The following is a 25,714-nucleotide window of genomic DNA, read 5'->3' on the forward strand; positions in this document are numbered from 1 at the left end:
CGACGCAGATGCGTTGGTGCGGGCGAAAGGACTCGAACCTTCACGGGAATCCCACCAGAACCTAAATCTGGCGCGTCTACCAATTCCGCCACGCCCGCATGAGCGCACAGACTAGGAATGATAGCAGATACGAACGACAAGCGCACGCACACGTTTTACAGGCTCACGACCTCACCACGAGTGCGAAAGGCGGGGCGAGTTGCCCCGCCCCGCCCATTACGACTTGTTCGCCGACCCGCTACTCCCCCAGCAGGGCCTTCTCCGGTGTGATGGGCAGCGAGCGCACCTGGTGGCCGGTGGCGTGTGCCACGGCCGAGGCCACGGCGGCGAGCGGCGTGTTGATGACGACCTCGCCGATCGACTTGGCGCCAAACGGGCCCGTAGGCTCGTAGCTCGGCTCAAAGGCCACGCGAATACTGCCGATATCCAGGCGCGTGGGCAGCTTGTAGCTCATAAAGTTGCCGGTGCGCAGACGGCCGCGGTCGTCGTGCTCGACAATCTCGTAGAGCGCGTGGCCGATGCCCTGGGCAATGCCGCCCTCGGCCTGGACGCGCGCGAGCGCCTCGTTGATCACGGTGCCGCAGTCGACGGCCGCCGCATAGTCCACCACAGTCACCTTGCCGGTGGCCTTGTCGACCTCGACCTCGGCAATGCCGGCCATAAACGGCGGAGGCGAAACGGGCAGGCAGGCAGAGGCATGCGAGGTCAGCGCGTCGCCTCCCGCGATGTTCTTGACGCACAGGTTGGCAAAGTCACGCAGCGTGAGGTAGCGGTTCTGCTCGCGCGCGGCACGCTCGTCGGACAGGCGCACGTACTGGCCATCAAAGACCACGTCGGCGGCGTCCACGTCCCACATCTGGGCGGCCTTAGCGCAGATCTTCTCGCGCAGCTCGGTCGCGGCGTTCTTGGCTGCCAGGCCCGTCACGTACGTACCCGAGCTCGCGTACGAGCCGGCATCGAACGGCGACACGTCGGTGTCCACGCCGCGCACCACAATGAGCGAGCTCTCCACACCCAGCTCCTCGGCGGCAATCTGCGCCAGGATCGTGTCGACGCCCATGCCGTTATCGGTGGCGCCGGTGCCGATGGTAATGAAGCCGTCCTCTTCCAAGCGCATGTCGATGCCGGCGATATCCACGTTGGAGATGCCCGAGCCCTGCATGGTGAGCGCACAGCCCAGAGCACGCACACGGTCGCCCAGGTCGACGGCTAGCGGCTTGTCGCGCCAACCGATCATGTCCATCGCGCGCAGCAGGCAGCGGTCGAGCGCGCAGGCGTTGAGCTTCTCGTTGTAGTACTGCGGCATGATCTCGCCCTCGCGCACGATGTTCTTAAGGCGCAGGTCGGCGGGGTCCATGTGCAGCATGTCGGCGAGCTCGTTGACGGCGCTCTCCACGGCAAACTGGCCCTGGGTGGCACCGTAGCCGCGATACGCGCCGCCGCGGTTGGTGTTGGTGTAGACGGCGTCCCACCTAAAGCGGCTCGCCTTCACATGGTTGTAGATCGGCAGGCTCTTGTGGCCCGAAAGGCCGATCGTCGTGGTAGCGTGCTCGCCGTACGCGCCGGCGTTGGACAGCGTGTGCAGATCGATGGCCGTAATGGTGCCGTCGTTCATGGCGCCCAGCTTAACGGTCATCTGCATCTGGTGGCGCGAGTTGCCCGCGGTGATGGTCTCCTCGCGGGTGTAGCAGCAATAGCTCGGACGGCCGGTCTGCTGGGTAACGAATGCCACGAAGATCTCGCAGCAGCCCGTCTGCTTGGAGCCAAAGCCGCCGCCGATGCGCGGCTTAATGACCTGCACCTGCGACTGCGGAATATCGAGCGACTGAGCGACCATGCGGCGCACGTGGAAGGGCACCTGCGTAGAGGTGGTCACCGAGATGCGCCCAAACGCGTCGGTCGTCGCGAAGGCGCGGAAAGTCTCCATGGGCGCGGTCTGCGTGGCCTGGCTGTTGTAGGTGCGCTCAAAGACGATGTCGCTCTGGGCGAAGGCCTCGTCCAGATCACCAAAGTCGCTGGTACCGCTGCACACCAGGTTGCGGGGCACATCGCCGCCCTGCGGGAACATAAAGGTCACGTCGCCCTCGGGGTGGACCACGATGTCGTTATCGAGCGCCTGGGTAAAGTCGAGCAGCGGCTCGAGCACCTCGTAGTCGACCTTGATGAGCTTGAGCGCCTTGTCGGCGGCCTCCTCGGTCTCGGCGGCGACGATCGCCACCTCCTCGTTTTGATAGCGCACGAGGTTCTCGAGAATCAGGCGGTCGTAGGGACTCGGCTGCGGATAGCTCTGACCGGCGATAGTAAAGCGGCGCTTGGGCACGTCCTCGTAAGTGTAGACGCCCACGACGCCGGGCACCTTCAGGGCGCGCGACGTATCGATGGAGCGGATCTTGGCGCGGGCATAGGGGCTGCGCTTGAGTTTGACGATCAGGGCGCCGGCGGGCACCATATCGCCCGTGTAGACGGGACGGCCCTCGAGCAACGCCTTCGAGTCCTTCTTAGGCTGCTTATGGGTAATCTGCTTGTACGAGACACCGTCGCAGCTGGTGTCGTTGACCGGCAGCTCGGGCATCTCAAAGCCCACCTGCACGCCGGACTCGTTGAGGAAGCGGACAATGGCGCGCAGCTGGCTCTCGTAGCCGCTGCAGCGGCACAGGTTGCCGGCGAGCTGGCGCGACAGTTCCTCGCGCGTGGCGACGAGGCTCGGGTCCTCCTTGGCGGCGCGGGCAAGCGCCAGCACGTTCATGATAAGGCCGGGGGCGCAAAAACCGCACTGCTCGGCGCCTTCGGCAGCCATCGCGCGGGCGAGCGCCTCGGACTCAGCCTTGAGACCCTCGAGCGTGGTGATGGTATGGCCCTCGACGCGCGCGGCGGGAACCGAGCAGCTCAGCACCGGGTCGCCGTCGAGCCACACCGTGCACAGACCGCAGTTGGTGGTTTCGCAGGCGCAGCGCACCGACGCGCAACCCTGCTCACGCAAAAGCGAAAAGAGCATGGTGTCAGGGGCAATCTGAACCTTGACCTTGCGGCCGTTGAGCGTAAAGGAAAGATCGATGAGTTTGGCAGCCATTAGCGCACCTCGCTAGAATCGACGCCGGGCACGCGGCGGCAGGAATACTCGTCCGTGGCGAACTTGGGGATCTGCACGGTCTCGAGCTCGCGGGCAAGCGCGGCCGAAAGCTCGATGCCAGCGGCGCGGCGAACGGCCTGCACGGCAAGCGGGGCCGAGACGCGGCGGCGGTAGTCGGCCGAGCCCCACAGGTTGGTGCCATAGCTCAACGCGCGTACGGACACGGCCAGGGCGCGCAGCTCGTCCTCGGAAGGCTGCTCGCTGGTGAGGCCACATGCCTCGCCCTGCAGCAAGGTCGCGCGCAGCGGGCGGGCGCCCACGGTGACGTGCCAGGTGTTGTCCCACCAGGCGACGGTGACGTTTAGAGAGGGGAAGTCGGTCGCAGCCTTGCGCACGGCCTCGTAGCTCGCGCGGTAATCGTGCTTGACGACCACGACGTGCTCGATCACGTCGCGCACATAGCCCATGTCCACGAACTCGGCGAGCGGCACACGGCCGGCACCCGTCAGCTCAACGTAAGAGTCGAGCGCGAGGAAGGCGGAGAGAACGTCCGAGAAGCCAAAGCGGCCATAGATGCTGCCGCCCACCGTGGCGGTATTGCGCAGCTGCACGCCCACGATATCGTGAACGGCGAACTCGAAGACATTGTTGACAAGCGCGTTGAGCTCGGCATGGCGCTCGAGCTGGCGCAGGGTGCACATGGCACCGATGCGAAACTCGGTCTCGGTCTCCTCGATCTGATCGAGTCCGCAGGCCGAAAGGTCAATCGCCGTCGCCACACGACGCGAACCCAGGCGCATCCAGATGCCGCCGCCCACAATCTTGTTGTTGCGGTTCTTCTGCAAGAGCTCATAGGCTTCGGCCGCGTTTCCAACACGGACGTAGGTACCGAACTTGAGCACGTTCTCCCCCATCTCTTCACTTGTCCAGTACTTTTAAGTGTACCAAACGAGGGGCCGCACACCGATTTAGGACAAAATCCACCCACCCATCCATAACTTGCGGTGATATACGGACTGATTAGCCGTTCTGGAACGCAAAACAATCCGTATTCCACCGCAAGTTATGAGGAGTCCTCCGGGATAGAAAAGGCTCCCAGCCAAGATGACTGGGAGCCTTCTGCGATGCTATGTCGAGCGAAAATTTAGCAGACGCCCTGGGCGAGCATGGCGTCGGCGACCTTCAGGAAGCCGGCGATGTTGGCGCCCATGACGAAGTTGCCCTCCTCGCCGTACTCCTTGGCGGTGTCGTCCACGTTGTGGAACATGCCGCGCATGAGCTGCTCGAGCTTGCCGTCGACCTCCTCGAAGGTCCAGGACAGGTGCTCGGCGTTCTGGCTCATCTCCAGGCCGGACACGAGCACGCCGCCGGCGTTGGCAGCCTTGCCGGGCATAAAGGCGACACCGTTCTCCTGGAAGTGGGTCGTGGCCTCGATGGTCGTGGGCATGTTCGCGCCCTCGCCGACCACCTTGCAGCCGTTGGCGACGAGTGCCTGGGCATCCTCGAGCAGCAGCGTGTTCTCGCGAGCGCAGGGCAGCGCGATGTCGCAGGGAAGCTGCCACACGCCGCGGCCGTCGCCCTCGTGCCACGTGGCATTAGGCTTCTCGTCGACGTACATAGCGAGCGTGACGCCCTTGTCGTGGCCGGAGCGCTTCTTGTTGTAGACATGCTCGAGCACGGTGTAGTCGATGCCGTCGGGATCCTCGACCCAGCCGTGAGTATCGGAGCAGGCGAGCACCTTGCCGCCGAGCTGGGAGACCTTCTGGACGGCGTAGATGGCGACGTTGCCGGAGCCGTGAACGACGACGTTCTTGCCCTCGAAGGAGTCGCCGCGGCTCTTGAGGTACTCGTCCACAAAGTAGACCAGACCGTAGCCGGTGGCCTCGGTACGGGCGAGCGAGCCGCCAAAGGAGAGGCCCTTGCCGGTGAGGACGCCAGTCCACTCGTTGGTCAGGCGCTTATACTGACCGAACAGGTAGGCAACCTCGCGGCCGCCAACGCCCAGGTCGCCGGCGGGAACGTCGGTGTTGGGGCCGATGTGACGATAGAGCTCGGTCATGAAGGACTGGCAGAAGTGCATGATCTCGTTGTTGGACTTGCCCTTGGGGTCAAAGTCGGAGCCGCCCTTGCCGCCGCCCATGGGAAGGGTGGTCAGGCTGTTCTTGAGGATCTGCTCCAGGCCCAGGAACTTGAGCATACCCAGGGTGACCGTCGGGTTAAAGCGCAGGCCGCCCTTGTAGGGTCCAATGGCAGAGTTGAACTCGACACGATAGCCGCGGTTGACCTGGACCTTGCCCTGGTCGTCGACCCAGGGAACACGGAACATGACGATGCGCTCGGGCTCGACGAGGCGCTCCAGCAGGGCGGCCTCCTCGTACTCGGGGTGGGCGTCGAGCGCCGGCTGAATGGTGCCGAGGATCTCGGTCGCGGCCTGGATGAACTCAGGCTGCTCGGGATAGCGGGCCTTGAGCTCTTCGAGAACTTTCTGCGTGTAGCTCATGCTTCCTCCAATGATGGGAAACGAAAAATGTTGGTCGCGGCACCCTATGCGCCGCGAGCTTTATCGAGTATGGATAATATCGCACTGTTGCAGCAAAGTTTCGCATAAACCGACGAGCAGATGTTTCGTTTTGATTACGATGCAGGTAGAAGCGTTTTTGAGCACCCGACGTACAAATCGCGTGTTTCGAAGCTGTTTCGTCCACATGGTCCATACCACCACAAAGAGGACAGGCACCTTTGTGGTGGTTGGCAGGATGCGTTGGCGGGAACGTATGTGAATCGAACACATCCAAGACGTTTTGCACGCCTCACAACGGTTTTGAGGACCGCGGGGCCCACCGGAGCCCATCCGTTCCCAAACGTGGCGGTATTTTACCAAACCGAACAGCCCGCAACTGCAAGGAGGACCAGGGCAGCGATGCAAAGCCCCTAACGCAGCGATCTTAGGCCGCCGGCATCCTTGTCGAGTGCGGTAAAGCGCACGGCATCCAGGTGCTCCAAGATGCTGATCGCTCGCTTGCGCGACACACCCAAGGCCTCGCGCAATACACTCGTGGTGGTAGCGCCGCCGGCAGCCTCGATAGCCGCAAAAACAACCTCACGCGCATGGGCCTCGGCGGCGGCGGACAAGGCAACGTCGTGCTCGACCTTAACGATCGAGTGGTTGAGCGAAAGCTCGCGCAGCGCACGCGTCATGGTGTCGCGATCGAGTTGCAACTGCTGTCCCAGCTCGGGCAGCGTCGGCGCGTCGAGGCCGGCCTCATCCAGCAGGGCCACAATGCGATGGCTAGCCTCGCGCACCACGCGTAACGCCGCAGCGGCGGAATGCGAGTCGAAGACCTCGGCACCGTCGATGGCGCAGATGCCGCGCGCACAGCCCTCGAGGATGAGCGCGGAGGCGACATCTTCGCCCGCTTTCGGCCAGGCGACATGCACAACCTCGCCCGGCGTGAAACCCGTCTGCTTGGGCGCGGCCTCATGCATGGCGACAAGCGTGTCGGCGAGCGCGGTGAGGGCGGCATCGAGCACGGCGGGGGCGGCATAGAGCTCCTCGGTCGAGTGCTCCGGATGAAGGGCGACCGCATCGCCCGACACCACCGCGGCGAGCAGGAGCCTTACGGCCTCGGCACCGGAAAGATCGATCGCACGGGCGACATCGGCTGCCGGCACGGGCAGGCGCTGGATACCGAGCCACGCGGCGACGGTCGATGCGAGGTCGCCCGCATCGAGAGCCGCGAGAAGCGAGCGCTCAGCATCCGTGAGCTCGCGCGAGCGGCGGCACTGCGAAAGCAGCACGCGTCCGCCGCCGATAAGCACCACCGGCGAGAACGCGAGCACGATGAGGCCGTCGCCCGAGCGCACGGGAAGACGCTCCTCCAGGCGGACCTGTACGATGCGGGTCTCGCCGGCCTCAATGGGTCCCTCGCCCTCCATGAGCATGATGCGCCCGATGACCTCGGCCGTGCCCGCCATCACGTGGACGCGCGCGCCGGACTCGAAGGGCACGGGCTTGGCGCCCTCGCGCCCCAGATAGGTGAAGCGCGCGATAAGCCTAAGCGTCGAGCCCTCGGCGCTCGGTCCGCAGACGACCTCGCCGCGGGGCAGGACATCGACCCCGTCGCCCACGATGTTGAGGGCGACGCGCTGGCCGGGAAGCGCGCGCGGCGTGTCGCCGTGCACCTGAATCGCGCGCACGCGACAGCGCACGCCCGCCGGGCTCGAGACAAGCTCGTCGCCCACCATGATGGGGGCGTCGTGAAGCGTTCCCGTGACGACGGTGCCCGAGCCCTTGATGGAAAAGCAGCGGTCGATGGGCAGACGCGGGGCCAAGCCGGGGCGCTCGGAGCGCTCGGCGGATTCAGCCAGAAACGCGTCGATCGCGGCATCGATCGCCCCGCGCACGTCCTCGACGCCCTCGCCCGTGCGCGATGACACGGGGACCACGGGGGCATCGGAGAACACGGTGCCCGAAAGGAAATCCATCACATCGAGCTCGGCGAGCTCCGCCGTCTCGTCGTCGGCCAGGTCGCGCATGGTGAGCGCGACGACCATGCGCGTCACGCCCAACAACTCGAGAACGTGCACGTGCTCGCGCGTCTGCAGCATCACGCCCTCAACGGCAGAAACCACCAGCACTGCCACGTCGATGCCCGTGGCGCCCTGCACCATCGCGCGCAGGTAGTGCGCATGACCGGGCACATCGACCAGGCCGACAATCTTGCCGCTCGGCAGCGCCAACTCTCCAAAACCGAGCTCCGTGGTCATACCGCGGCGCTTCTCGACCTCCAGACGGTCGGGATTTTTTCCGGTCAGCGCCTCGATGAGGGCCGACTTTCCATGGTCAACGTGTCCCGCCGTTCCAACGACAACGGGACATTCGACAAGCTCACGCGCCGTCATCGACGCAAACCCGCCCGCACGGCATCCGTCAACGCAGACGCACACAGGTCAAGGTCGGTATCGTGCAAAAGCGTGCGGACGTCAAACAGCACCTGGTCGCGCTGCACGCGCGTCACAACCGGCGTATCGGGTTCTTGAACCATGGCGCGCTTTAGGCCATCGGCGGACAGGCGCCCATCGGCGGGACAGACGGCAACGCAAAATGTTGGGAGCTCGACGGTCGGCAGCGAGCCGCCGCCGGGGGCAGAGGCGCCCTCGACAACCTGCAATTCCACCGCCTCCTCGCACTGAGCCTCGCGAAGTTTACGCAGCATGCGGTCGCGCAGGCGCTTGGCCTGACGCTCGAGCGGAGCCGGCGCGCCGGATAGCATGTTGAGCACCGGAATCTCCCGATGTGCCGTATCGGAACCGGCCACATACAGGCGCAGGGTGGCCTCGAGGGCCGCGAGCGTGAGCTTGCCGGGGCGAAGCGCGCGCATCAGCGGATGCGAGGCACAAGTGGCAATCGCCTGGTCGCTGCCGAGAATAATGCCCGCCTGCGAAGCACCGAGTAGCTTGTCGCCCGAGCACGAGACAAGGTCAGCGCCGGCGCAAAGCGAGGCGGACGTGGACTTCTCCCCCGCATCGGCGAGCACCCCGTCTGCAAGCAAAGCACCCGAGCCTTGGTCCTCGTAAAGCAAAAGCCCGTGCTCATGCGCCAGCGCAGAAAGCTCCGCCACGGAAACCTCCTCGTGGAAGCCCTCGATGCGGTAGTTGGAAGGATGAACCTTCAGGATCATCGCCGTGTTGGGCGTGATGGCGCTTCGATAATCATCCAGATGCGTGCGGTTGGTCGAGCCCACCTCGACAAGCTTGGCGCCCGAGGCCGCCATGATGTCGGGAATGCGGAAGCTACCGCCCACCTCGACCAGCTCGCCGCGACTCACGATGACCTCTTTGCCGCACGCATGCGCGGCAAGCACCAGCAGCACCGCCGCGGCGTTATTGTTGACGACCAGGGCGTCCTGCGCCCCCGTGAGCGTGCGCAGCAGACGCGCGGCATGCTCTTTGCGGCCCCCGCGAGCGCAGGTTGAGACGTCATACTCAAGCGTGCTGTAGCCGCGAGCGACATCGGTCACCGCCCGCACCGCCGCGGGCGCGAGCGGAGCGCGGCCCAGGTTGGTGTGAATCACAACGCCCGTCGCGTTAACGGCAGGGCGCAGGGTCGGCAGCGACAGGCGGTGGCACCGCCGCTCGATAGCCAAGGCGAGCTCGCGCTTATTCCTAGCGGGGGCGCCAGAGCGAATCGCCGCGCGCTCGGCATCGAGCTCGGCGTCAATCGCCTCGCGCACCAACGTGTCGCCCGCATCGCCGGCAGCCTTCATGACCGGCCACTCGGCCAGCAGCTCGTGCACGGCGGGAATGGAGCGCAGGCGGTCGCGCACCTCGGCAGGCATGGATTCGCAGTCGCTCATGGAAAGCCCTTCGACATAATCAATAAAAAGCAGGCCCCCCCTTGGTCGTCATCGGCCAAAATGTGACGACGCGAATACAAAAGGGACAGGTCCATTATGGCAGCTCGCGACAAGACGGCGAAGCGCCTCGTCCAAAACCTGCCAAAATAAACCTGTCCCTTTTTGGTCGGTTATGGGTTGGGTCCTTTAGGACTCTTTGTTGGCGTAGATAAACCAGTAGCCCAGCGCCACGATCAGGGCGCCACCTACGATATTGCCCAGCGTGGCGACCGAAAGGTTGAGCGCCAACCCGGCGGCGTTGAGGGCATCGGCGCCGGCGACATCGGCTCCATAGCCGCACGCGTGCATCACGGCACCCATGGGCAAAAAGTACATGTTGGCAACGCAGTGCTCAAAACCGCATGACACAAAGGCGGCGATAGGCAGCAGAATACCCACGACTTTATCGACCACGGTCTTGCCGGCGGTACCGATCCATACAGCCAGGCACACAAAGATGTTGCACAGAATGCCGCGGAAGAAGATGGTGACGGCGTCAATCGAAACCTTACCGGCGGCGACACTCACCATGGTGTTGGCAACGGCCTCGCCGTTGAGCTTATAAATAGCTGCCATGTAAACCAAAAAGACAACGAACAGCGCGCCGGCAAAGTTGCCGATCCACACAACGACCCAAGCCTTGAGCATCTGGACGAGCGTGATCTTTTTGCTCTTGAGCGCGCAGACCATAAGCGAGTTGCCGGTAAACAGTTCCGCGCCGCAAATGAGCACGAGCACCAGTCCCAGGCAAAAGCACAGGCCGCCCACAAAGCGCTGAGCGCCCCAGCCAAGGGACGCATCGCTCAGAAAGACCGTGAAGAACAGACCGCCGAAGGCGATGAACGCGCCGGCGAACATGGCGAGCAAAAATGCCTTCGAGGCAGGCAGACTGGCCTTGGTAACGCCGGCGGCCTCGGTCTTGGTCTCGATTGCGGCAGGCGCCAGGCAGTCGGGGATGGGGTATTCTGCCTTGAAATCTGCCATGTCAGTCACTTCTTTCCTAATCAGCAGGGACGAGCATTGCCAATGCAAAGGCCCCGCGTCGGACGGTCAAAACAAAACAGGTCAGAAGTAAACGTACCTCTGACCTGCAAATTACTTGGAGCGGGCGACGGGAATCGAACCCGCGTCATCAGCTTGGAAGGCTGGGGTTCTACCATTGAACTACGCCCGCAAGATATGGTCGGGACGACAGGATTTGAACCTGCGACATCCTGCTCCCAAAGCAGGCGCGCTACCAAACTGCGCCACGTCCCGAAGGTGTTGAGCAGCTAAGGTCTAAACCTTGCGTGTCCCAAAGCGAAGGAAATTATAGGGGAGACTCCCCGCCTGTGCAAGCGACGATACCCTAGCTCCTCGAATGTGCGACAAACCGGCTGTGGAGCAGGCCAATCACAAACGCCACCACGGCAACCGGCGCCCATGCGGCTCCAATGTCGGCCAGCGGCAGCGCATCGAACGGCAGCCACACGCCTGCAAAGAACGCGTCGCGGATCGAGGTGATCACGCTCTGCACCGCGACAACGCCGCCGACCCAGACCCACACCTGCGGATGCGCGTCGCAAAAACCGTGCACTAGGCCCATAAGCACCAGAACAATTGCAACAGGGTACAGGGCGTTGAGCATGGGCACCGAGAACATGAGGATCACGTCGAGACCCACGTTTGAGAGCACGCACGAAAACGCCGCGAACACAAAGGCGAGTATCGCAAAGGGACGGCGCATGGCCTCCTCGGAAGCCTCTGCTCCCCCTTCGACCACATACGTCTCGCAGAAGTAACGCGAGCAGCAGCTGATGAGGCCGATGCACACGTTCATGCAGGCGAGGAAAAAGATCGCAAAGACCACGACCGTGCCGGCAAGCCCAAAATGCATGGAGGCCGAACGGGCGAGGATGGCGGCGCCGTTGGTAGCGTCGGGCATCACGGTGCCGAGCTGCATACCGGCAAGGCCCAAGCCGCAGTAGATGATGGCCATGAGTACGCCGGCGATCACACCGGAACGCGAAATCTCGAAGGCCACGCGCTTGTCATCGGTAACACCCAACTCGTGGATGGTCTCGGCGATGATGATGCCAAAGGCGAGCGACGCGAGCAGGTCCATGGTCTGATAGCCAGTCAGAAAGCCCTGCACGGCAGCGCCAGCATCGTAGGGGGCCTGCGGCGCGGCAGCGGGACCCAGCGGCGAGATCACGGCAGCACCAACGACCAGCACGATGAGCGCAATGAGCGCGGGGCCCGTAATGCGGCCGAGCACGCGTGTGATGACGCCCGGGCGCAGCGTGAGCGCAAACGCGACGACAAAGAAGCCGACGGCAAACACCAGGCGCGCCGTGCCGAGCGAGACGCCCTCGGGCAACAGCGGCACCAGCATCTCGAAGGCCGTGGAGCTCGTGCGCGGAATAGCCAGGCACGGGCCGATAGCCAGATACACCGCCGCGACAAAGAACTCGCCGAACTTGGGATGCACACGGCCGGCAAGCTCGCGCGCCGTTCCGGCAAGTGCCACGGCGATAAAGCCCATGACGGGCAGGCCGATGGCGGCAATGAGAAAGCCGAGCATGGCGACCGGCGTGGCAGAACCTGCCTGCAGCGCCAGCAGCGGCGGAATAATAAGGTTGCCGGCGCCAAAGAGCATCGAGAACAGGGCGATACCGACGGTAACGACATGGTCGGAGCGCAGGCCGCGCGGCGCGGATGAGGCCATGGGACCACCTTTCGGGTCGAAACAAAAACGGGACGGGCAAAAGGCCCATCCCGCAAGTATATACGCTTTAGCAAGCTAAATCGCGCAAAGCTTCAATCGCGGCGTCAACTTCCTCGTCCGTGTTGAAATACCCAAACGAGAAGCGAACGACACCCTGGCGCTCGGTCCCCAACGCGCGGTGCATGAGCGGAGCGCAGTGGGCGCCGGGGCGCGTCGCAATCCCCCACCCTTGCATGAGCGCGTCCGAAATCTCGGCCGAATCGATATCGCCCACGTTGAGTGAAACGATCGCCGAGCGCACGGGCTGGTCAAAGGCACCGTAGAGCTTGATCTCCGGGATTTCGCGCACGCCAGCGAGAAAGCGATCCGCCAGTGCTCGCTCATGCGCCGCAATCGCCTCGACCCCACCTTGGGCCTCGATAAAGTCGAGGCCGACAGAAAGGCCGGCGACACCGTGGCCGTTGAGCGTGCCCGCCTCCAGGCGCGTGGGCCACTCAAGCGGCTGCAGCGGATCAAAGCTGTGCACGCCCGTACCGCCCATGGCCCAGGGGGCCACGTCAATGCCCTCCGCCACGGCCAGGCCGCCGGTCCCCTGCGGACCCATGAGCCCCTTGTGGCCGGTAAAGCACACCACGTCGAGCCCCATGGCCTGCATATCAATATGCGCCGTGCCGGCAGACTGCGAGGCATCGACGATCACGAGCGCACCGGCCGCATGGGCCATGGCGGCCACGCGCGCAATGTCGACCGCGTTGCCGGTCACATTGGAGGCGTGCGCCACCACCACGGCACGTGTGCCCGGCGTCACCAGCCGCTCAAGCTCTTCGTAGTCGAGCGCACCGTTCGCGTCGCAGCCCGCATGCTCAACGGTCACGCCCTGCTCTGCCGCCAGGCGGTTGAGCGGACGCAACACGGAGTTGTGCTCGAGCACCGTCGTGACCACGCGGTCGCCGCGGCGCACCACGCCATTGATGGCGGTGTTGAGCGCCGCGGTGGAGTTGGACGTAAAGCACACATGATCAGCCCGCGGGCAGCCCAGCAAGCGCGCGAGCTTGGCACGGCAACCGTGAATCGTACGAGCGGCATCGAGGGCACCCGACGTGGCGCCGCGCCCGGCATTGCCGAGCGAGCACATCGCCTGCGTCACGGCATCGATGACCGTCTGCGGCTTGTGCATGGTCGTCGCCGCGTTATCCAGGTAGATCATCGCACGACCTCCCACATATCAATCACGGTATAGCCCTCGGTGGGAACGCCCGCCGCGGCGAGTTCGCCGCGCAGCAGCTCCTCATCGGCAGGCAACGCTTTCCACGCCAGACCACAGCCGGCAGCGACCTCCCCGGGCACGGGAATCGTTCGCCCGGGAAGGCCACGCTCAACGCACAGGGACTCGCAGCCCATGGCGGCCGCCGTGGTGGGAAACGTGATGACAAGCGCCGGGCGCTTCTCCCTCATGGCAACTCCAACCAATACGCTACGGGCGCACGACGCGCACGGCCTGCTCCATCTTCTCCACGATCACATACATGTTCGTGACCTCGCCCACGGCAAGCTGGTCCTTAATGCCATAGTGGTCGAGGCAGGTGCCACAGGTGAGGATCTCAACGCCCTGCTCGGCCAGGCCCTTCAGGTCGTCGAGTACCGGCGAGCCCTCGACGGTGAGCTTGGCTCCGCCGTTGTAGAACAGCATGGTCGCGGGCAGCTCCTCCTGCTGCGTCACGGCAAAGATGAAGGCCTTCATGAGCTTGTGGCCCAGCTCGTCGTCGCCGCGGCCCATGCAGTCGGTGTAGACGGAAATGACGAGCTCGCCCTTGCCGGTGCTGGCACCACAGAAGGCAGCGCCATCCTGCTCGGGATCGGCCACGGCAATGGCACCAGAGGTCGCCACGGTCACGTGCCACTCAGCGTCAGAAACCTTCTCGACCGAGGCCGTGCAGCCCTTCTCCTGCGCCATCTTGGAGATGTTCTTGACGGCGGTCTCGTTATCGACCGAGGTCACCACGGCACCCTCGCCGTCAAACTGTTTGAGCGCCTTAAGCGTCTTGACGACGGGCAGCGGGCAGGCATCGCCCATGGCATTGACTTCAATTTTGGTAGACATAGCTACATCCTTTCAAAAGGGACCGCCCAGAACAGCAGGCGGTCGCATAAACGGTTTTCCTTAATGCACAACGCGAACAGCAGGACCGCCCGGCACCGGCTCGCACGCGCGACCGATTGTGGCGGCAACGCGCCCCTCGGCATGTAAACGACGCGCAAGCTCATCCACATCCGCCACGGGCGCCGCGATAAGCAGGCCACCAGACGTCTGCGGATCGTACAGCGCGTCGAGCATGCCCGGCTCCAGGTCCCCGTCGGCAGCCACACGCGGGCCAAAAAAGTCCTGGTTGCGGTAGGAGCCCGCGGGGATAATGCCCAGACGCGCCATGTCGAGCACCTGGTCAAAGAGCGGCACCGCCCCCGACACAAGCTCAATCTGCACGCCCGAGCCCTCGGCCATCTCGCACGCGTGCCCGATCAGGCCAAAGCCCGTGACATCGGTGCAGCCGTGAAGCTCGAGGCCCTCGGCCAGACGAATCGGGGCCTCGTTGAGGGTGCGCATCGAGTCGAACATGGCTGCGGCCTCGTCCTGCTCGATGAGCTCGCCCTTAATGGCCGTGGTGATGATGCCAGAGCCGATCGCCTTGGTCAGCAGCAGGACATCGCCAGCGCGCGCGCCGCTGTTGGCGAGCATGCGGTCGAGCGCGACAAAGCCGCTCACAGACAAGCCGTACTTGGGCTCGTCGTCGTTGATGGTATGACCGCCCGCGATAGAGCAGCCCGCCTCGACGCACTTGTCGGCGCCGCCCGCCAGAATCTGGCCGGCAACCTCAACACCCAGGCAACTGGGTATGCAGAGCAGGTTCATGGCATGGCTCGGCCGCCCGCCCATGGCGTAGATGTCCGACAGCGAGTTTGCCGCGGCAATCTGGCCGAACAGAAACGGGTCGTCGACCATCGGCGGGAAGAAGTCGATGGACTGCACGAGACCCAGGTTATCGCCAACGCGGAAGACGCTCGCATCGTCGGAGGTATCGAACCCCACGAGTAGGTTGTCGTTATGCACATTGGGCAAGTCGCCCAGGACCTGGGCGAGGGCTCCAGGAGCCAACTTAGCGGCTCAACCGCTCGCGGCCGTCATAGACGTGAGCTTAATCTGATCGTCAGGCATCGATACCTCCTCTCATCGGTCAATCATTTTCTCTCAGTATACGCATGAATGCGAGCCCAAGGCGGATGCATTAATTGAGCGCCTGTGCGCGAATCGCCGCGCCGATGGCATCGGCAAAGCGAGCCTGGGGCGAGGTTGTCACCGGCGACCCCAGTAGCTCGCCCAACCGCTCCACCACGAAGGCGTTCTCGCACAGGCCACCGGTCAGGTAGTACGGGGCGCCCGCGGCCTGCCCGGCCATGGTCGCCATGCGCGAGACCACGCTGTCGATCACGCCACGTGCGATGTTCTCGCGCGGCTCACCGCGACCGATCAGGCTGATAACCTCACTTTCGGCAAACACCGTGCACATGCTGCTGATCTTGGTGGGCTCGCCGGAACGCGCCAGGTCGGCCATCTGCTGCTGGGAAATGCCTAGGCGGTCGGCCATGATCTCCAAAAAGCGCCCCGTGCCGGCGGCGCACTTGTCGTTCATGGCAAACTTGGCCACGCGGCCGCCTTTAAGCTGGATGACCTTGGTGTCCTGGCCCCCCACGTCAATCACCGTGCCGTGATCGCCAAACAGACGCACGGCACCGGTACCGTGGCAGGTGATCTCGGTCACGACCTTGTGCGCATAGGGCACGGCAACACGGCCGTAGCCAGTCGCGATCACGCGCACGTCGTCGGCAGCCACGTCATAGCCAGCTGCGGCAAGCTCGCCGCGCAGACGCTCGGCCGCATCAACCGACGAATATCCCGTCGGTATGACGCAGGTCCACGCAATGGCGCCATCCGTGTCCACCACCGCAGCCTTCGCGGCCGTCGAACCGATGTCGATACCAATGCCAACCACGGCATCCTCCTTCTATGCGGCAAAGCAGCTATCCCTTTGCCGCATTTGTCCTACAGGGTCTCGATAAAGGCGGCGATGCGAGTCTCGATCTGGCCCATGTCACCGTTGCTGTAGTCGGTCTCGATCTTCATATACGGAATACCCGCACCCTCGACAGCTTCCTGCATGCGCGCACTCTCCACGTTAAAGGTGTGGCAGGCCTGTAGCACGCTCTCTACCACGCCATCGACATGATACTTCTCGCACATGGCAAGCGTGTTCCCCATGCGGCTGTCGTTGGGCGTCATGACCGAGCAGTTGATGTCCAGGTAGCGGTCGGCGATGGCGTGCAGGATATCGGGAGCCTCCGGGTCGATCATCATGGCCGCCGTGCGCTCGCCCGAGCAGTCGTCCATGCACACGACCACACCGCCGTTGGACTCGATAGTACGGCCGATCTTGTTGATCACACCGCCCACCGGACAGCCGGTGATCAGAATGCGCTTGGCATCCGCCGCAACCGGGCGCTCGCCCGCGTCGTAGGCCTCGCGCAGCTTGGCAACCTTTTGCTCCAGCTGCTGCGTATAGGCCTCGATATCAAAGCTGAACGTACCGGCGAACATGGTGCTCATCAGGTCGACGCCGCTCATGACCGCCGGCTGGTTGGCCTGCAGTGCGAACATCTCGAGCTGGGCCGCACGCAAGCGATTGCGACGACGGACAGCGGCGCGCAGGTCGTCATCGGTGATCGTGATGTCGTAGAAGTTCTCGAGCTCTTCCTTGAGCAGGCGGCACTCCTCGTACCAGCCTTCACGCTCGTAGGCGCGGTCGCGACCCTGCGGCAGGTGCAGAATGTGCGTGCGCTTGAGCTCGTTGAGTAGCTCGTACATCTTCTTCTTGCCGTCGCAGGTGGTCTCGCCGATGATCATGTCGCTAAAGTACGTAAACGGGCACTTTTGCGAGAAGGCAAAGCCGTACGTCGACTTGATGAGCGGGCAGAGATTTGCCGGCAGCACCTTCTCGGCCTCGGGAATCACCTCGTCGGACGTGCCGCACAGCGCCACGCTCGCAGCCCCCGCGGCATCGATAATCTCGAGCGGCGTGTAGCTGCACAGAAAACCGATCAGGCGATTGCCCGCCTGTTTGTAATCCTTGACGCGAATAAACGCCGCCTTGCGTTGCTCGTTGAACTCCTCAAACGTGCGCGGCAACGGCTGCTCCTCGATATCGACCATAGTAGTTCCCCTCTCTTGCACCGATATACCGACAATTAAACAACAAACCCACGCCATACCCAAAAGGAAGCATCCTCTAGGGAATGGCGTCGATAAGCTCCTGCGTATACGGATCGCTCGGGTGCGCGATCACGTCCTCGGCCGCGCCTTCCTCGACAAGACGACCGTGGTAGAGCACGCCAATCCGGTCGGACATATGCCGAACCACACGCATATCATGCGTGATAAACAGCAGCGCCACGCCCGTCGTGCGCTGCAGGTCGCGAAGCAAGTTGAGCACTTGGGCCTGCACGGACACGTCAAGCGCCGAGACCGGCTCGTCGCATACCACAAGACGCGGCTCGCAAATAAGCGCCCGCGCCAGATTGAGTCGCTGACGCTGTCCCCCCGAAAGGTCATGCGGATAGCGGTCATAATGCTCTGCCAGAAGACCGACCGAGGCCAGGGCCGAGAGCGCGCGCTCATGGCGCTCATCCGCATCGCGCACGCCGGCGATAATCAGCGGCTCCTCCAAAATGCGGCCGACACGGTTACGTGGGTCAAAAGCCGTGGAGCTATCCTGGAATACCAGCTGGATCTCGCGGCGAAACGGCTTGCGTTCGCGCTCCGACATCGTGGCGAGGTCGTGCCCGCGATAGACAATCGAGCCGGAATCCGCACGCTCGAGACCACAGATCAGGCGTCCAGTCGTCGACTTGCCCGATCCGGATTCGCCAACCAGGCCATAGACCTCGCCCGGCGCGATCTCAAACGACAGATCGTCCACGGCGGTAAAGGCCTGACGCTTAAAACCTGAGCCCGGCATGGGATACGTTTTAGTCAGATGTGAGACGCAAAGCAGGGCTTCGCTATCAACAGCCATGGCACTCCCCTTTCTCGACAAGCCAGCATTTAGACCGGTCGCACGCATTCACGGCAAACAGCGGGGGCTCCTGCGCGCGGCAACGCTCGTCCGCCCGGGCGCAACGAGGCGCAAAGCGGCATCCACAGGGTATTGCCGTAAGCGGCGGCACTGTGCCCGGAATATCCGCCAGCGTGTCAACTCGCTCGCCTTCGAGCGGCGGAATGCTCGCGATGAGCCCCTGGGCATACGGGTGGCTCGGGCGCTTCATAAGGCCGCAGGCGTCGATCTCTTCTACGATTTGGCCCAGATACATGACGTGTACGCGCGAGCAGATACTCGTGACGACACCCAAATCATGGCTGATAAAAAGCACCGCCATGCCCTCGGAACTGTTGAGGTCGCGCAGAAGGTCCAAAATCTGTTTTTGAGTCGTCGTGTCGAGTGCCGTGGTGGGCTCATCGGCGATCAGCAGGCGCGGGTGTCCGGCGAGCGCCATGGCGATCATCACGCGCTGGCGCATGCCGCCGCTAAAATCGCTCGGATACATGTCGAAGCGGGCCGCGGCATCTCGAATTCCCACACGCTCCAACAGCGATAGAGCCTCGTTGCGGGCTTCGCGTCGGCTCACCTTACGGTGGGCCCGCACGGCCTCGACGACCTGGGCCCCGACCGTCATGACGGGGTTAAGCGAGCTCAAAGGGTCCTGGAAAATCATGGCGATGTCGCAGCCGCGCACCTTGCGTATCGTCTTGAGCGGACGTGCCAGCAGATCCTCGCCATCAAACACAATCTGGCCCTCATAGGCCATCTTCTGTTCATGCTCCAATAGGCGCATGACACTCTGGGCAAACACCGACTTACCGCAGCCGGACTCGCCGACAACACCAACGATCTCGCCGGCATCGATATGTAGGTTGAGTTTGTTGACGGCTTCCAACGCGTTGCCATCGCGGCCCACAAACGAGATGCAGAGGTCGCGCACGTCCAAAAGATGCTGAGCCATGGGCTAGCCCTCCTTGGTCTTGGGGTCGAGGGCGTCGCGCAGGCCGTCGCCGGCCAGATTGAGCGAAAGCACGCTTGCGATGATGGCCGCTGCCGGGAAGAAAATCATCCACCAGGCTTTGCGCATCACGTTCTTGCCCGCCTGAAGGATGTTTCCCCAGCTGGCATCGGGTGCCTTGATACCCAGGCCCAGAAACGAGAGGGCGGCCTCCGAGAGCACGGCCTCGGCAAAGACGAAGGTCGCCTGCACCAGGAAGGGCGCCATAACGTTGGGCACGATATGCAGCCACACGATGCGCGCGGTCGAGGCGCCCTGCACGCGCAGGGCCTCCACAAAGGGCTCCTCCTTGACCACCATCGCACGCGAGCGCACGATGCGCGCCATGCTGGGCGTATAGACGATGGAGAGCGCGATGATAACGTTCCACGCGCTCGCCCCCATCATCGCCATGAGCGCGATGGCCAAAAGCACGCCCGGAATGGACATAAGGCCATCGCAGATGCGCATGAGAATATGATCGAGCCTTTCGTTGTAGCACGCATAGGCGCCGATCACCAAGCCGAGCGCACTCGTCGCGAGCGTGACGGCAATGCCAACGCCAAGCGACACGCGCGCGCCCGCGATGACGCGGGCAAGCAGGTCGCGGCCAAAGTCATCGCAGCCAAAGGGATGCGCGGGCGAAGGTGCCGAAAGTCGCAACGTCATCTCCTGTGCATTGGGATCAACCGTCCACACCAGCGGACCGACGAGCGCGATCAGCGCAATCGCCAGGAAAATGCAGCCGCCGACCACAAACCCCTTGTTGGCAAGAGCCTTCTTAAAGTTTGCCATCATGCATCGCCCCATTTGCGAGCGCGCGGGTCAAAAGCGCCATAGGCAAGGTCGACGGCCAAATTGATCACCGAATTCAACAAGGCGATGACCAGAAGCACGCCCTGAATCACCGGATAGTCGCGACGCTCGATAGAGCTCGTGACCAGCTGGCCCAAACCGGGGATGTTAAAAATGGCCTCAGTCACCACGGCACCCGTAATCAGGGCGCCAAAAGAATAGCCGACCGAGGTGAGAATCGGCAGCGCTGCGTTGCGCAGGGCATGGGCCAGCACCACGCGAGCCTCGGAGACGCCCTTGGCACGCGCCGTCTTGACGCAGTCGAGCTGCATGGCCTCGATCACGCTCGAACGGGTCATGCGCATGAGCAGGGCCGCCTGCACGCATCCAAGCGATATGGCCGGCAACGCAAGATAGCGTAAATGGCTGAACCAGCCCTTCGATAGCGGCGCATAGCCGGCCACCGGGAACACACGCAACGTGACGGCAAACAGCCACATAAGCATGAGCGCCATCAAAAAGCCGGGTATCGCCACGCCCAAAAGAGCAACGACACGCAAGACCGCGTCGGTGCGCGACCCATGTTTGAGGGCAGCGACGACGCCGCAGGGCAGTGCAATCAACAGCGCGATGAGCTGTGCCAGAAGCGCGAGCGATAGCGTGGGGCCAAAGTGCTCGGCGATCGCCTGCGTGACGGGCTGGCGCATAAAATACGAATTGCCCAGGTCGCCGGTAAGCACGCCGCCCATCCACTCAACGTAGCGCTGCGGCAGCGGCTCGTTGAGTCCCAGGCTATCGTTGACGCGCTCGATCTGGTCGGCCGAAGCCTCCATGCCGAGCATCGAAGAGGCCGGGTCACCCGGTGTGAGATAGATAATCAAAAACACGACGACCGAGATGATGAGCATCACCGGAACCATCGCGCCTATACGTTTGAGCGTGTACTTCAACATGCGAGGCGTCTATTTCCCCTCTGAACGTGGACAGGGCATGGCGGCCACAGGGGACCAGACCCCTCAAGCCGCCACGCCATCTATTGCATTACTCCGGACGCTTGGCGTTCCAGATGATGGCGCCGTCGAGCACCTCGACATCCTCGACGTCTGCCTGGGTGCCCGTGATGGAAGCGTAGTGGCAAAGCGGCTCGATGACGGCGATCTCATAGAGGCGCTCCTGAGCCTCGGCCCACTTCTTGGCCGCGGCGTCGGTGTCCTTGGCGGTGCGGGTCTCGGCCACGAGCTTGAGCGCCTTCTCGTCGGACAGGCCATAGAAGGCCTTGGAGACCGAGAGGGACTGGGCCGGGATGGGCTTGTAGTTGGTGGAGGCCACAAAAAGGTCCCACTGCTCGGGCTTGCCGGAGCGGATGTCCATGAAGGTCGCGAACTCGTAACTGTCGACCTCGGCGGTGAAGCCGGCCTTCTCGAGCTGCTCCTGCAGCGCGACGGTGGCGTTGTACATATCCTTGTAGTCGGGGGTGGTCAGCAGCTTGACCGTCTCACCGGCATAGGAGGTCTTGGCCAGGGCCTTCTTGGCGGCCTTGGCGTCGGCCTGGTTAAAGTACTTCTTGCCCGCGTCGGTCGCCCACTGAGCGTTCTCGGGGTTGCCAAGGTTGGGATCGATGTTGAAGAGCTCCTTCTCGCCATAGGCGGCAAGAGCGGCCGCCTCGCAGTCGATAGCCATGAGGGCGCACTTGCGGATCTCCTCGTCGGCGAAGACGCCCTCGTTCATGTTGAGGAAGGCGGTCAGAACGCCGGCGTTATGGGTGTAGAGCTTAACGTCGTCGTTGCCGTCGAAGTCGTGGTAGTTCTCGGTGGGAATCTCGCCGGCGATATCGTACTCGCCGGTCTCAAACCCGCTCACGCGCGTGGAGGCCTCGGTCACGAACTGATAGTAGATGTCCTTGGTGGGCGCGGAGACCTTGCCGGTGTAGCCCGAAGCCTTGCCGTGGGCGGCGACATAGTCCTCGTAGCGGGTGAGATGGATGTACTGGTCCTGCTTCCACTCCACAAGCTTGTAGGCACCGGTACCCACGTACTCGGTCACGCCGGTATCGCCCGCGGCCTCGATGACCTCGGAGGGGAAGATGCCCGGATACTGGGAGTGGTTGCCCAAGATGATCAGAAAGTCGATGGCGGGCTCGGTCAGCGTGCAGGTGACCTCGTGGTCGCCCGTGGCGGCGAAGGTGGCGCCGGGCAGCAGGCTCGCGGCGCGGTCGTTGACGGTGAGCCAGCGGTTCATCGAAGCCACGACGTCCTCGGAGCCAAACTCCTTGCCGTTGTGGAAGGTGACGCCCTCGCGCAGCTTGATGGTGTAGGTCAGGCCGTCGTCGGAGACCTCATAGCCCTTGGCCAGCACGGGCTGGGGCTCGTAGTCGCTATCGAGGCCAAAGAGCGGCTCGACGACGTTGCAGATGATGTCCATGGTCACAAGCGACGACGTGGTGTGCGGATCGAGACCGTCCGGGCTCGCCGGGAGCGCGATCTGCAGCTCGTCGCGATACTCCACATCCTGGCCGGAGGCAGCGGCGCTACCGCTCTCGGCGCCCGAACCGCCGCAGCCGGTGAGGCCGAGGCCCGCCATGACGCACAGGGCAGCGGAGCCGGTCAGAAAACCGCGACGGGAAACGCCCGCCTTGAAAAGGTCGTTATTCATTGAGTTCCTTTCGTGTCTGAACAAACGGACAGAATCTGCCGGGACGGCGAAAATCCCCGCCCCGGCAGTTATGCGAAGCCGATCGGCGCCCTGCGGTGCATCCGGACACCGACCGGCATGGCAGCAGAGAAATCCCTATCGCGTGGATAGGAACACCCGGCGGTGCGGCTAAATCGTCTCGAGGAAGGCCTCGATGCGGGTCTGGAGCTGACCGGCGTCCTCACCGGCGTAGTCGGTCGTGATGTGCATAAACGGAATGCCTGCCTCCTCGGCGGCCTTCTCCACGGTGAAGGACTCCATCTCGTAGAGCGTGCAGAACTGCAGGGCCACGTCGACGATGCCATCGGCATGCAGGTCCTTGGCCATCTGGACAATGTCCTTCATACGCTGGTCGTTGGGCGTAAAGACGGCGCAGTTGATCTTAAAGTAGCGCTCGGCGATGGCGTCAAGCATCTCGTCGACCGTCTCGCCGGACTCGTCGACCAGGTCCTTGTAGTAGCGCGAGCCCGTGCAGGACTCCTCGCCCACCACGACGCCGCCGGCCTTTTCGATGAGGTTGAACAGCTTCCAGTTGGGCACGGCCATGGGCGTACCGGTGTACAGGATGCGCTTAGTCCCCTTGGGCGCCACGCCCTCGCCGGCCTCGACACGCTGCTCGCACTCAGCCGCCATATCGTTAATGGCTCCGGTCAGACGCGGCGTGTCGTCCATAAAGGCGGCCTGAACGGTCAGCAGGCTGTCGAGACCGCTGATGGGCGCCGGGTCGGCAGCGCGCGTGGCAGCGAGGCGCTGCAGGGCGCGACGCTTCTCATTGACGGCGTGGATGGCGGCCTTCAGACGCTCGGGCGTAATCTTGACGCCACACTCTTCCTCGATCTTGGCGGCGAGCTTCTTGACCTCGGCCTTCCAGGTCACGAGTGCGGACTCATCGTGCACGTTGGGAATATCCATGACGTACATGTTCTTTTGCGTGGCAAAGAACTCGTAGGCCTTCTTCTTGCCATCGCAGGTGTTCTCGCCCACCACCAAGTCACTCGACTCAATGTAGGGGCAGACCTCGCCCAGCTTAAAGCCGGCAAAGCTCTTGATAAGCGGACAGGTGTTGCGCGGCAGGTGCTCCTCGACCTTGTCCGTTGCCCAGTCGGCACCCGAGCACAGGCCCACGGGGATGCCGTCGCAGGCAAGTACGATCTCCTCGGGCACGTACACGCAGAACGAACCGACGATCTTGGTGGCCTCGCCGGCCTCCTTCTTATCGAGCATCTCCTTAATACGGCCGCTGTGGATGTTGGTGGCCACAAAGTCCAGGTAGGACGTGGACTTGGGACGGTTGTTCTGCGTCAGGAACATATCGCCGTACATCTGGCCCACGGCGCCCAGCAGCATGTCGTGATCGGCAAGATTCATGCCGAGGCTCTCCCACATCGGATGAAAATCGAATTCTTCAGCCATGACGGTTCCCCTCTCGAACCAAAAATGGATAACAGCGGTATCGATGCACGACGGACGGCGATTGCCCGGCCGTGCTCAAACCCGGAATTTTAGGGAACCTGCTTTGCGGTCGATTATTTAGTTGTGCGTCGTCTCTCCCGGAGCCGTGAACATACCTGCTCATATGCGACTCCGAGCCATATACAGGGCGCGCGCGGCAACGCGGCGAATGTATGTCGTCTGCGGCATGTGCGCACCCTCCTTAACCAGTCAAGGTCAACTATATCAGCGGTCATCGTCCAGACGAACACCGTTGACATTCGTACGACAGCCTCGTGTGCCGTCGTTTAATAAATAATTATCTTGATTGATAAGAGTTTGTCATTCCTCATTCGGCGAGCGGCAAGACACAGCCGCCGAGGCTTATATCCCCGACGGCATTACCCGGCGCTATCGACAAACCAAATGGATCCTGCTGGCATCAAAATGCATGCGAAGCGTCTCGTCTGCTTGCGGCAGCTCGTCGACAGGCACGCCCACTTTGTTGACCTTCCACTGCAGACGCGTGGGCGCATCGGCCCGCGGCGCATCCAACAGCACCAGCCGCTCAAAACGCGAATCGCTCACGCGCGCCACGTGCAAATCGTAGCTATTGCGACCCCGCTCGGCACGGTTGTCCACATGGAAGTAGCTCGCACGAATACCCAGATATGCCACGTCATCGGGAACCTCGCGACCCACGTTAAAGGTCATGCCCCAGTCGAGGGCCTCAACTTCTTCATCGCCGATCTTGCGCGCCCGGCTTGTGTTCTTGCAGCCCGTCAGGCGCAGTGCCGCCAGCGTCTGCGGACGGCGGACCACGTCCTCGATGGAGCCGATCTCCTCAACATGCCCGTCGTGCATCACGCAGATGCGCCCGCACAGGCGGCACGCCTCGTCGATGTCGTGGCTCACGTAGAGCACGGTGCGGTTACAGACGTCGAACAGGTCGAGCATGTTCTGCTCGAGTGCGCTCTTAAGATAGGAATCGAGCGCGCTCATGGGCTCGTCGAACATAAAGATGCCCGGATGCGCCGCCACCATACGGGCAAGCGCCACACGTTGCTGCTGACCGCCCGAGAGTCGCGCGGGATAGCGGTCGGCAAAGTCGGCCAGACCGAAAATGCCCAGGTAGCGCTCGGCAAGTTTTTTACGCGCCGCGGCGTCGCCCGCATCCTTTACGCCGGCGCACACGTTATCGGCCACCGTCATGTTGGGAAAGAGCTGATAGTTTTGGAACAGCAGGGCGCATTTGCGCTCCTGGGGCGACAGGTTGATGCCCGCCGACGAGTCAAAAAAGGTCACGCCGTTGACGACGATCTTGCCCTCGTCGGGCGTCTCCACGCCGGCAATGCAGCGCAGCGTACAGCTCTTGCCACAACCCGAGGCGCCCAGCAGGGCCACGCGCTCCTCGCCGGCCTCAAGCTGCATGTCGAGAGTGAACCCCGGATAGCGCGTTTTGATATCCAGAACAAGCGACAT

General features: G+C 63.2%; 20 protein-coding genes, 4 tRNA genes and 1 pseudogene. All 25 read right to left on the minus strand.

All coding sequences use genetic code 11. The annotated features are described in order from the left end of the window. Window positions 1–14: 14 nt before the first annotated feature. A tRNA-Leu gene (locus DW870_RS02380) sits at window positions 15–98 on the minus strand. A 140-nt stretch (window positions 99–238) separates the two neighbouring features. Continuing rightward, window positions 239–2,449 (minus strand): xanthine dehydrogenase family protein molybdopterin-binding subunit, encoded by a 2,211-nt coding sequence (locus DW870_RS02385; RefSeq protein WP_369831637.1) that lies wholly within the window; start codon window positions 2,447–2,449, stop codon window positions 239–241. 177 nt (window positions 2,450–2,626) lie between these two features. Beyond that, a pseudogene (locus DW870_RS09585) lies at window positions 2,627–3,070 on the minus strand ((2Fe-2S)-binding protein); the annotation flags it as partial. Continuing rightward, window positions 3,070–3,972: a xanthine dehydrogenase family protein subunit M gene (locus DW870_RS02390; protein ID WP_199408974.1), complete on the minus strand. Its 903-nt coding sequence runs from the start codon at window positions 3,970–3,972 to the stop codon at window positions 3,070–3,072. The gene DW870_RS02390 and the pseudogene DW870_RS09585, both read right to left, overlap by 1 nt. A gap of 242 nt (window positions 3,973–4,214) precedes the next feature. Continuing rightward, window positions 4,215–5,570, minus strand: coding sequence for an NADP-specific glutamate dehydrogenase (gdhA, locus tag DW870_RS02395; protein WP_117786477.1), 1,356 nt, complete (start codon window positions 5,568–5,570; stop codon window positions 4,215–4,217). 262 nt (window positions 5,571–5,832) lie between these two features. Then, a tRNA-Sec gene (locus DW870_RS09295) sits at window positions 5,833–5,929 on the minus strand. Window positions 5,930–6,001: 72 nt separating this feature from the next. Continuing rightward, entirely contained in the window at window positions 6,002–7,972 is a 1,971-nt protein-coding gene (gene selB / locus DW870_RS02400; RefSeq protein ID WP_117876826.1) for a selenocysteine-specific translation elongation factor, read from the minus strand. Continuing rightward, a complete protein-coding gene (gene selA, locus DW870_RS02405; RefSeq protein WP_117876828.1) occupies window positions 7,969–9,426 on the minus strand; it encodes an L-seryl-tRNA(Sec) selenium transferase in 1,458 nt (485 codons plus the stop codon). Before selA ends, selB begins: the two co-directional genes overlap by 4 nt. A gap of 186 nt (window positions 9,427–9,612) precedes the next feature. Then, window positions 9,613–10,449, minus strand: coding sequence for a formate/nitrite transporter family protein (locus DW870_RS02410; protein ID WP_117639223.1), 837 nt, complete (start codon window positions 10,447–10,449; stop codon window positions 9,613–9,615). A 116-nt stretch (window positions 10,450–10,565) separates the two neighbouring features. Then, window positions 10,566–10,639: transfer RNA gene (locus DW870_RS02415), tRNA-Gly, on the minus strand. A gap of 6 nt (window positions 10,640–10,645) precedes the next feature. Then, window positions 10,646–10,722: transfer RNA gene (locus tag DW870_RS02420), tRNA-Pro, on the minus strand. Between the two features lie 91 nt (window positions 10,723–10,813). Continuing rightward, window positions 10,814–12,172, minus strand: coding sequence for a branched-chain amino acid transport system II carrier protein (gene brnQ, locus DW870_RS02425; RefSeq protein WP_117876830.1), 1,359 nt, complete (start codon window positions 12,170–12,172; stop codon window positions 10,814–10,816). Window positions 12,173–12,239: 67 nt separating this feature from the next. Next, window positions 12,240–13,379, minus strand: coding sequence for an aminotransferase class V-fold PLP-dependent enzyme (locus tag DW870_RS02430; protein WP_117817082.1), 1,140 nt, complete (start codon window positions 13,377–13,379; stop codon window positions 12,240–12,242). Beyond that, window positions 13,376–13,627, minus strand: coding sequence for a DUF3343 domain-containing protein (locus DW870_RS02435; protein ID WP_117817081.1), 252 nt, complete (start codon window positions 13,625–13,627; stop codon window positions 13,376–13,378). The genes DW870_RS02430 and DW870_RS02435 overlap by 4 nt, the downstream gene beginning before the upstream one ends. 19 nt (window positions 13,628–13,646) lie before the next feature. After that, window positions 13,647–14,273: a sulfurtransferase-like selenium metabolism protein YedF gene (gene yedF / locus DW870_RS02440; protein ID WP_117776332.1), complete on the minus strand. Its 627-nt coding sequence runs from the start codon at window positions 14,271–14,273 to the stop codon at window positions 13,647–13,649. Between the two features lie 60 nt (window positions 14,274–14,333). Continuing rightward, on the minus strand, window positions 14,334–15,383 hold the full coding sequence (gene selD, locus DW870_RS02445) for a selenide, water dikinase SelD (protein ID WP_369831636.1): 1,050 nt from the start codon (window positions 15,381–15,383) through the stop codon (window positions 14,334–14,336). Between the two features lie 70 nt (window positions 15,384–15,453). Then, a complete protein-coding gene (locus tag DW870_RS02450; RefSeq protein ID WP_117876832.1) occupies window positions 15,454–16,218 on the minus strand; it encodes an acyl-CoA dehydratase activase in 765 nt (254 codons plus the stop codon). Between the two features lie 50 nt (window positions 16,219–16,268). Continuing rightward, window positions 16,269–17,432 carry a double-cubane-cluster-containing anaerobic reductase gene (locus tag DW870_RS02455; protein ID WP_199412354.1) on the minus strand — a complete coding sequence of 388 codons (1,164 nt, stop codon included), beginning with the start codon at window positions 17,430–17,432 and terminating at the stop codon, window positions 16,269–16,271. 76 nt (window positions 17,433–17,508) lie between these two features. Further along, window positions 17,509–18,294, minus strand: coding sequence for an ABC transporter ATP-binding protein (locus DW870_RS02460; protein WP_158556963.1), 786 nt, complete (start codon window positions 18,292–18,294; stop codon window positions 17,509–17,511). Then, entirely contained in the window at window positions 18,284–19,279 is a 996-nt protein-coding gene (locus DW870_RS02465) for an ABC transporter ATP-binding protein (RefSeq protein ID WP_117847543.1), read from the minus strand. Before DW870_RS02465 ends, DW870_RS02460 begins: the two co-directional genes overlap by 11 nt. 3 nt (window positions 19,280–19,282) lie before the next feature. Next, complete coding sequence (locus DW870_RS02470; protein ID WP_199412353.1) at window positions 19,283–20,113, minus strand: ABC transporter permease; 831 nt, start codon at window positions 20,111–20,113, stop codon at window positions 19,283–19,285. Then, window positions 20,110–21,063, minus strand: a complete 954-nt coding sequence (locus DW870_RS02475) for an ABC transporter permease (RefSeq protein ID WP_117847539.1) — start codon at window positions 21,061–21,063, stop codon at window positions 20,110–20,112. The genes DW870_RS02470 and DW870_RS02475 overlap by 4 nt, the downstream gene beginning before the upstream one ends. A gap of 88 nt (window positions 21,064–21,151) precedes the next feature. Beyond that, complete coding sequence (locus DW870_RS02480; protein ID WP_117847814.1) at window positions 21,152–22,762, minus strand: ABC transporter substrate-binding protein; 1,611 nt, start codon at window positions 22,760–22,762, stop codon at window positions 21,152–21,154. A gap of 168 nt (window positions 22,763–22,930) precedes the next feature. Further along, window positions 22,931–24,214 carry a double-cubane-cluster-containing anaerobic reductase gene (locus DW870_RS02485; protein ID WP_117847537.1) on the minus strand — a complete coding sequence of 428 codons (1,284 nt, stop codon included), beginning with the start codon at window positions 24,212–24,214 and terminating at the stop codon, window positions 22,931–22,933. A gap of 429 nt (window positions 24,215–24,643) precedes the next feature. Continuing rightward, window positions 24,644–25,714 (minus strand): sulfate/molybdate ABC transporter ATP-binding protein, encoded by a 1,071-nt coding sequence (locus tag DW870_RS02490; RefSeq protein ID WP_117847535.1) that lies wholly within the window; start codon window positions 25,712–25,714, stop codon window positions 24,644–24,646.

This window comes from Collinsella sp. AM38-1BH (assembly GCF_003467545.1).
Lineage (GTDB): Bacteria > Actinomycetota > Coriobacteriia > Coriobacteriales > Coriobacteriaceae > Collinsella.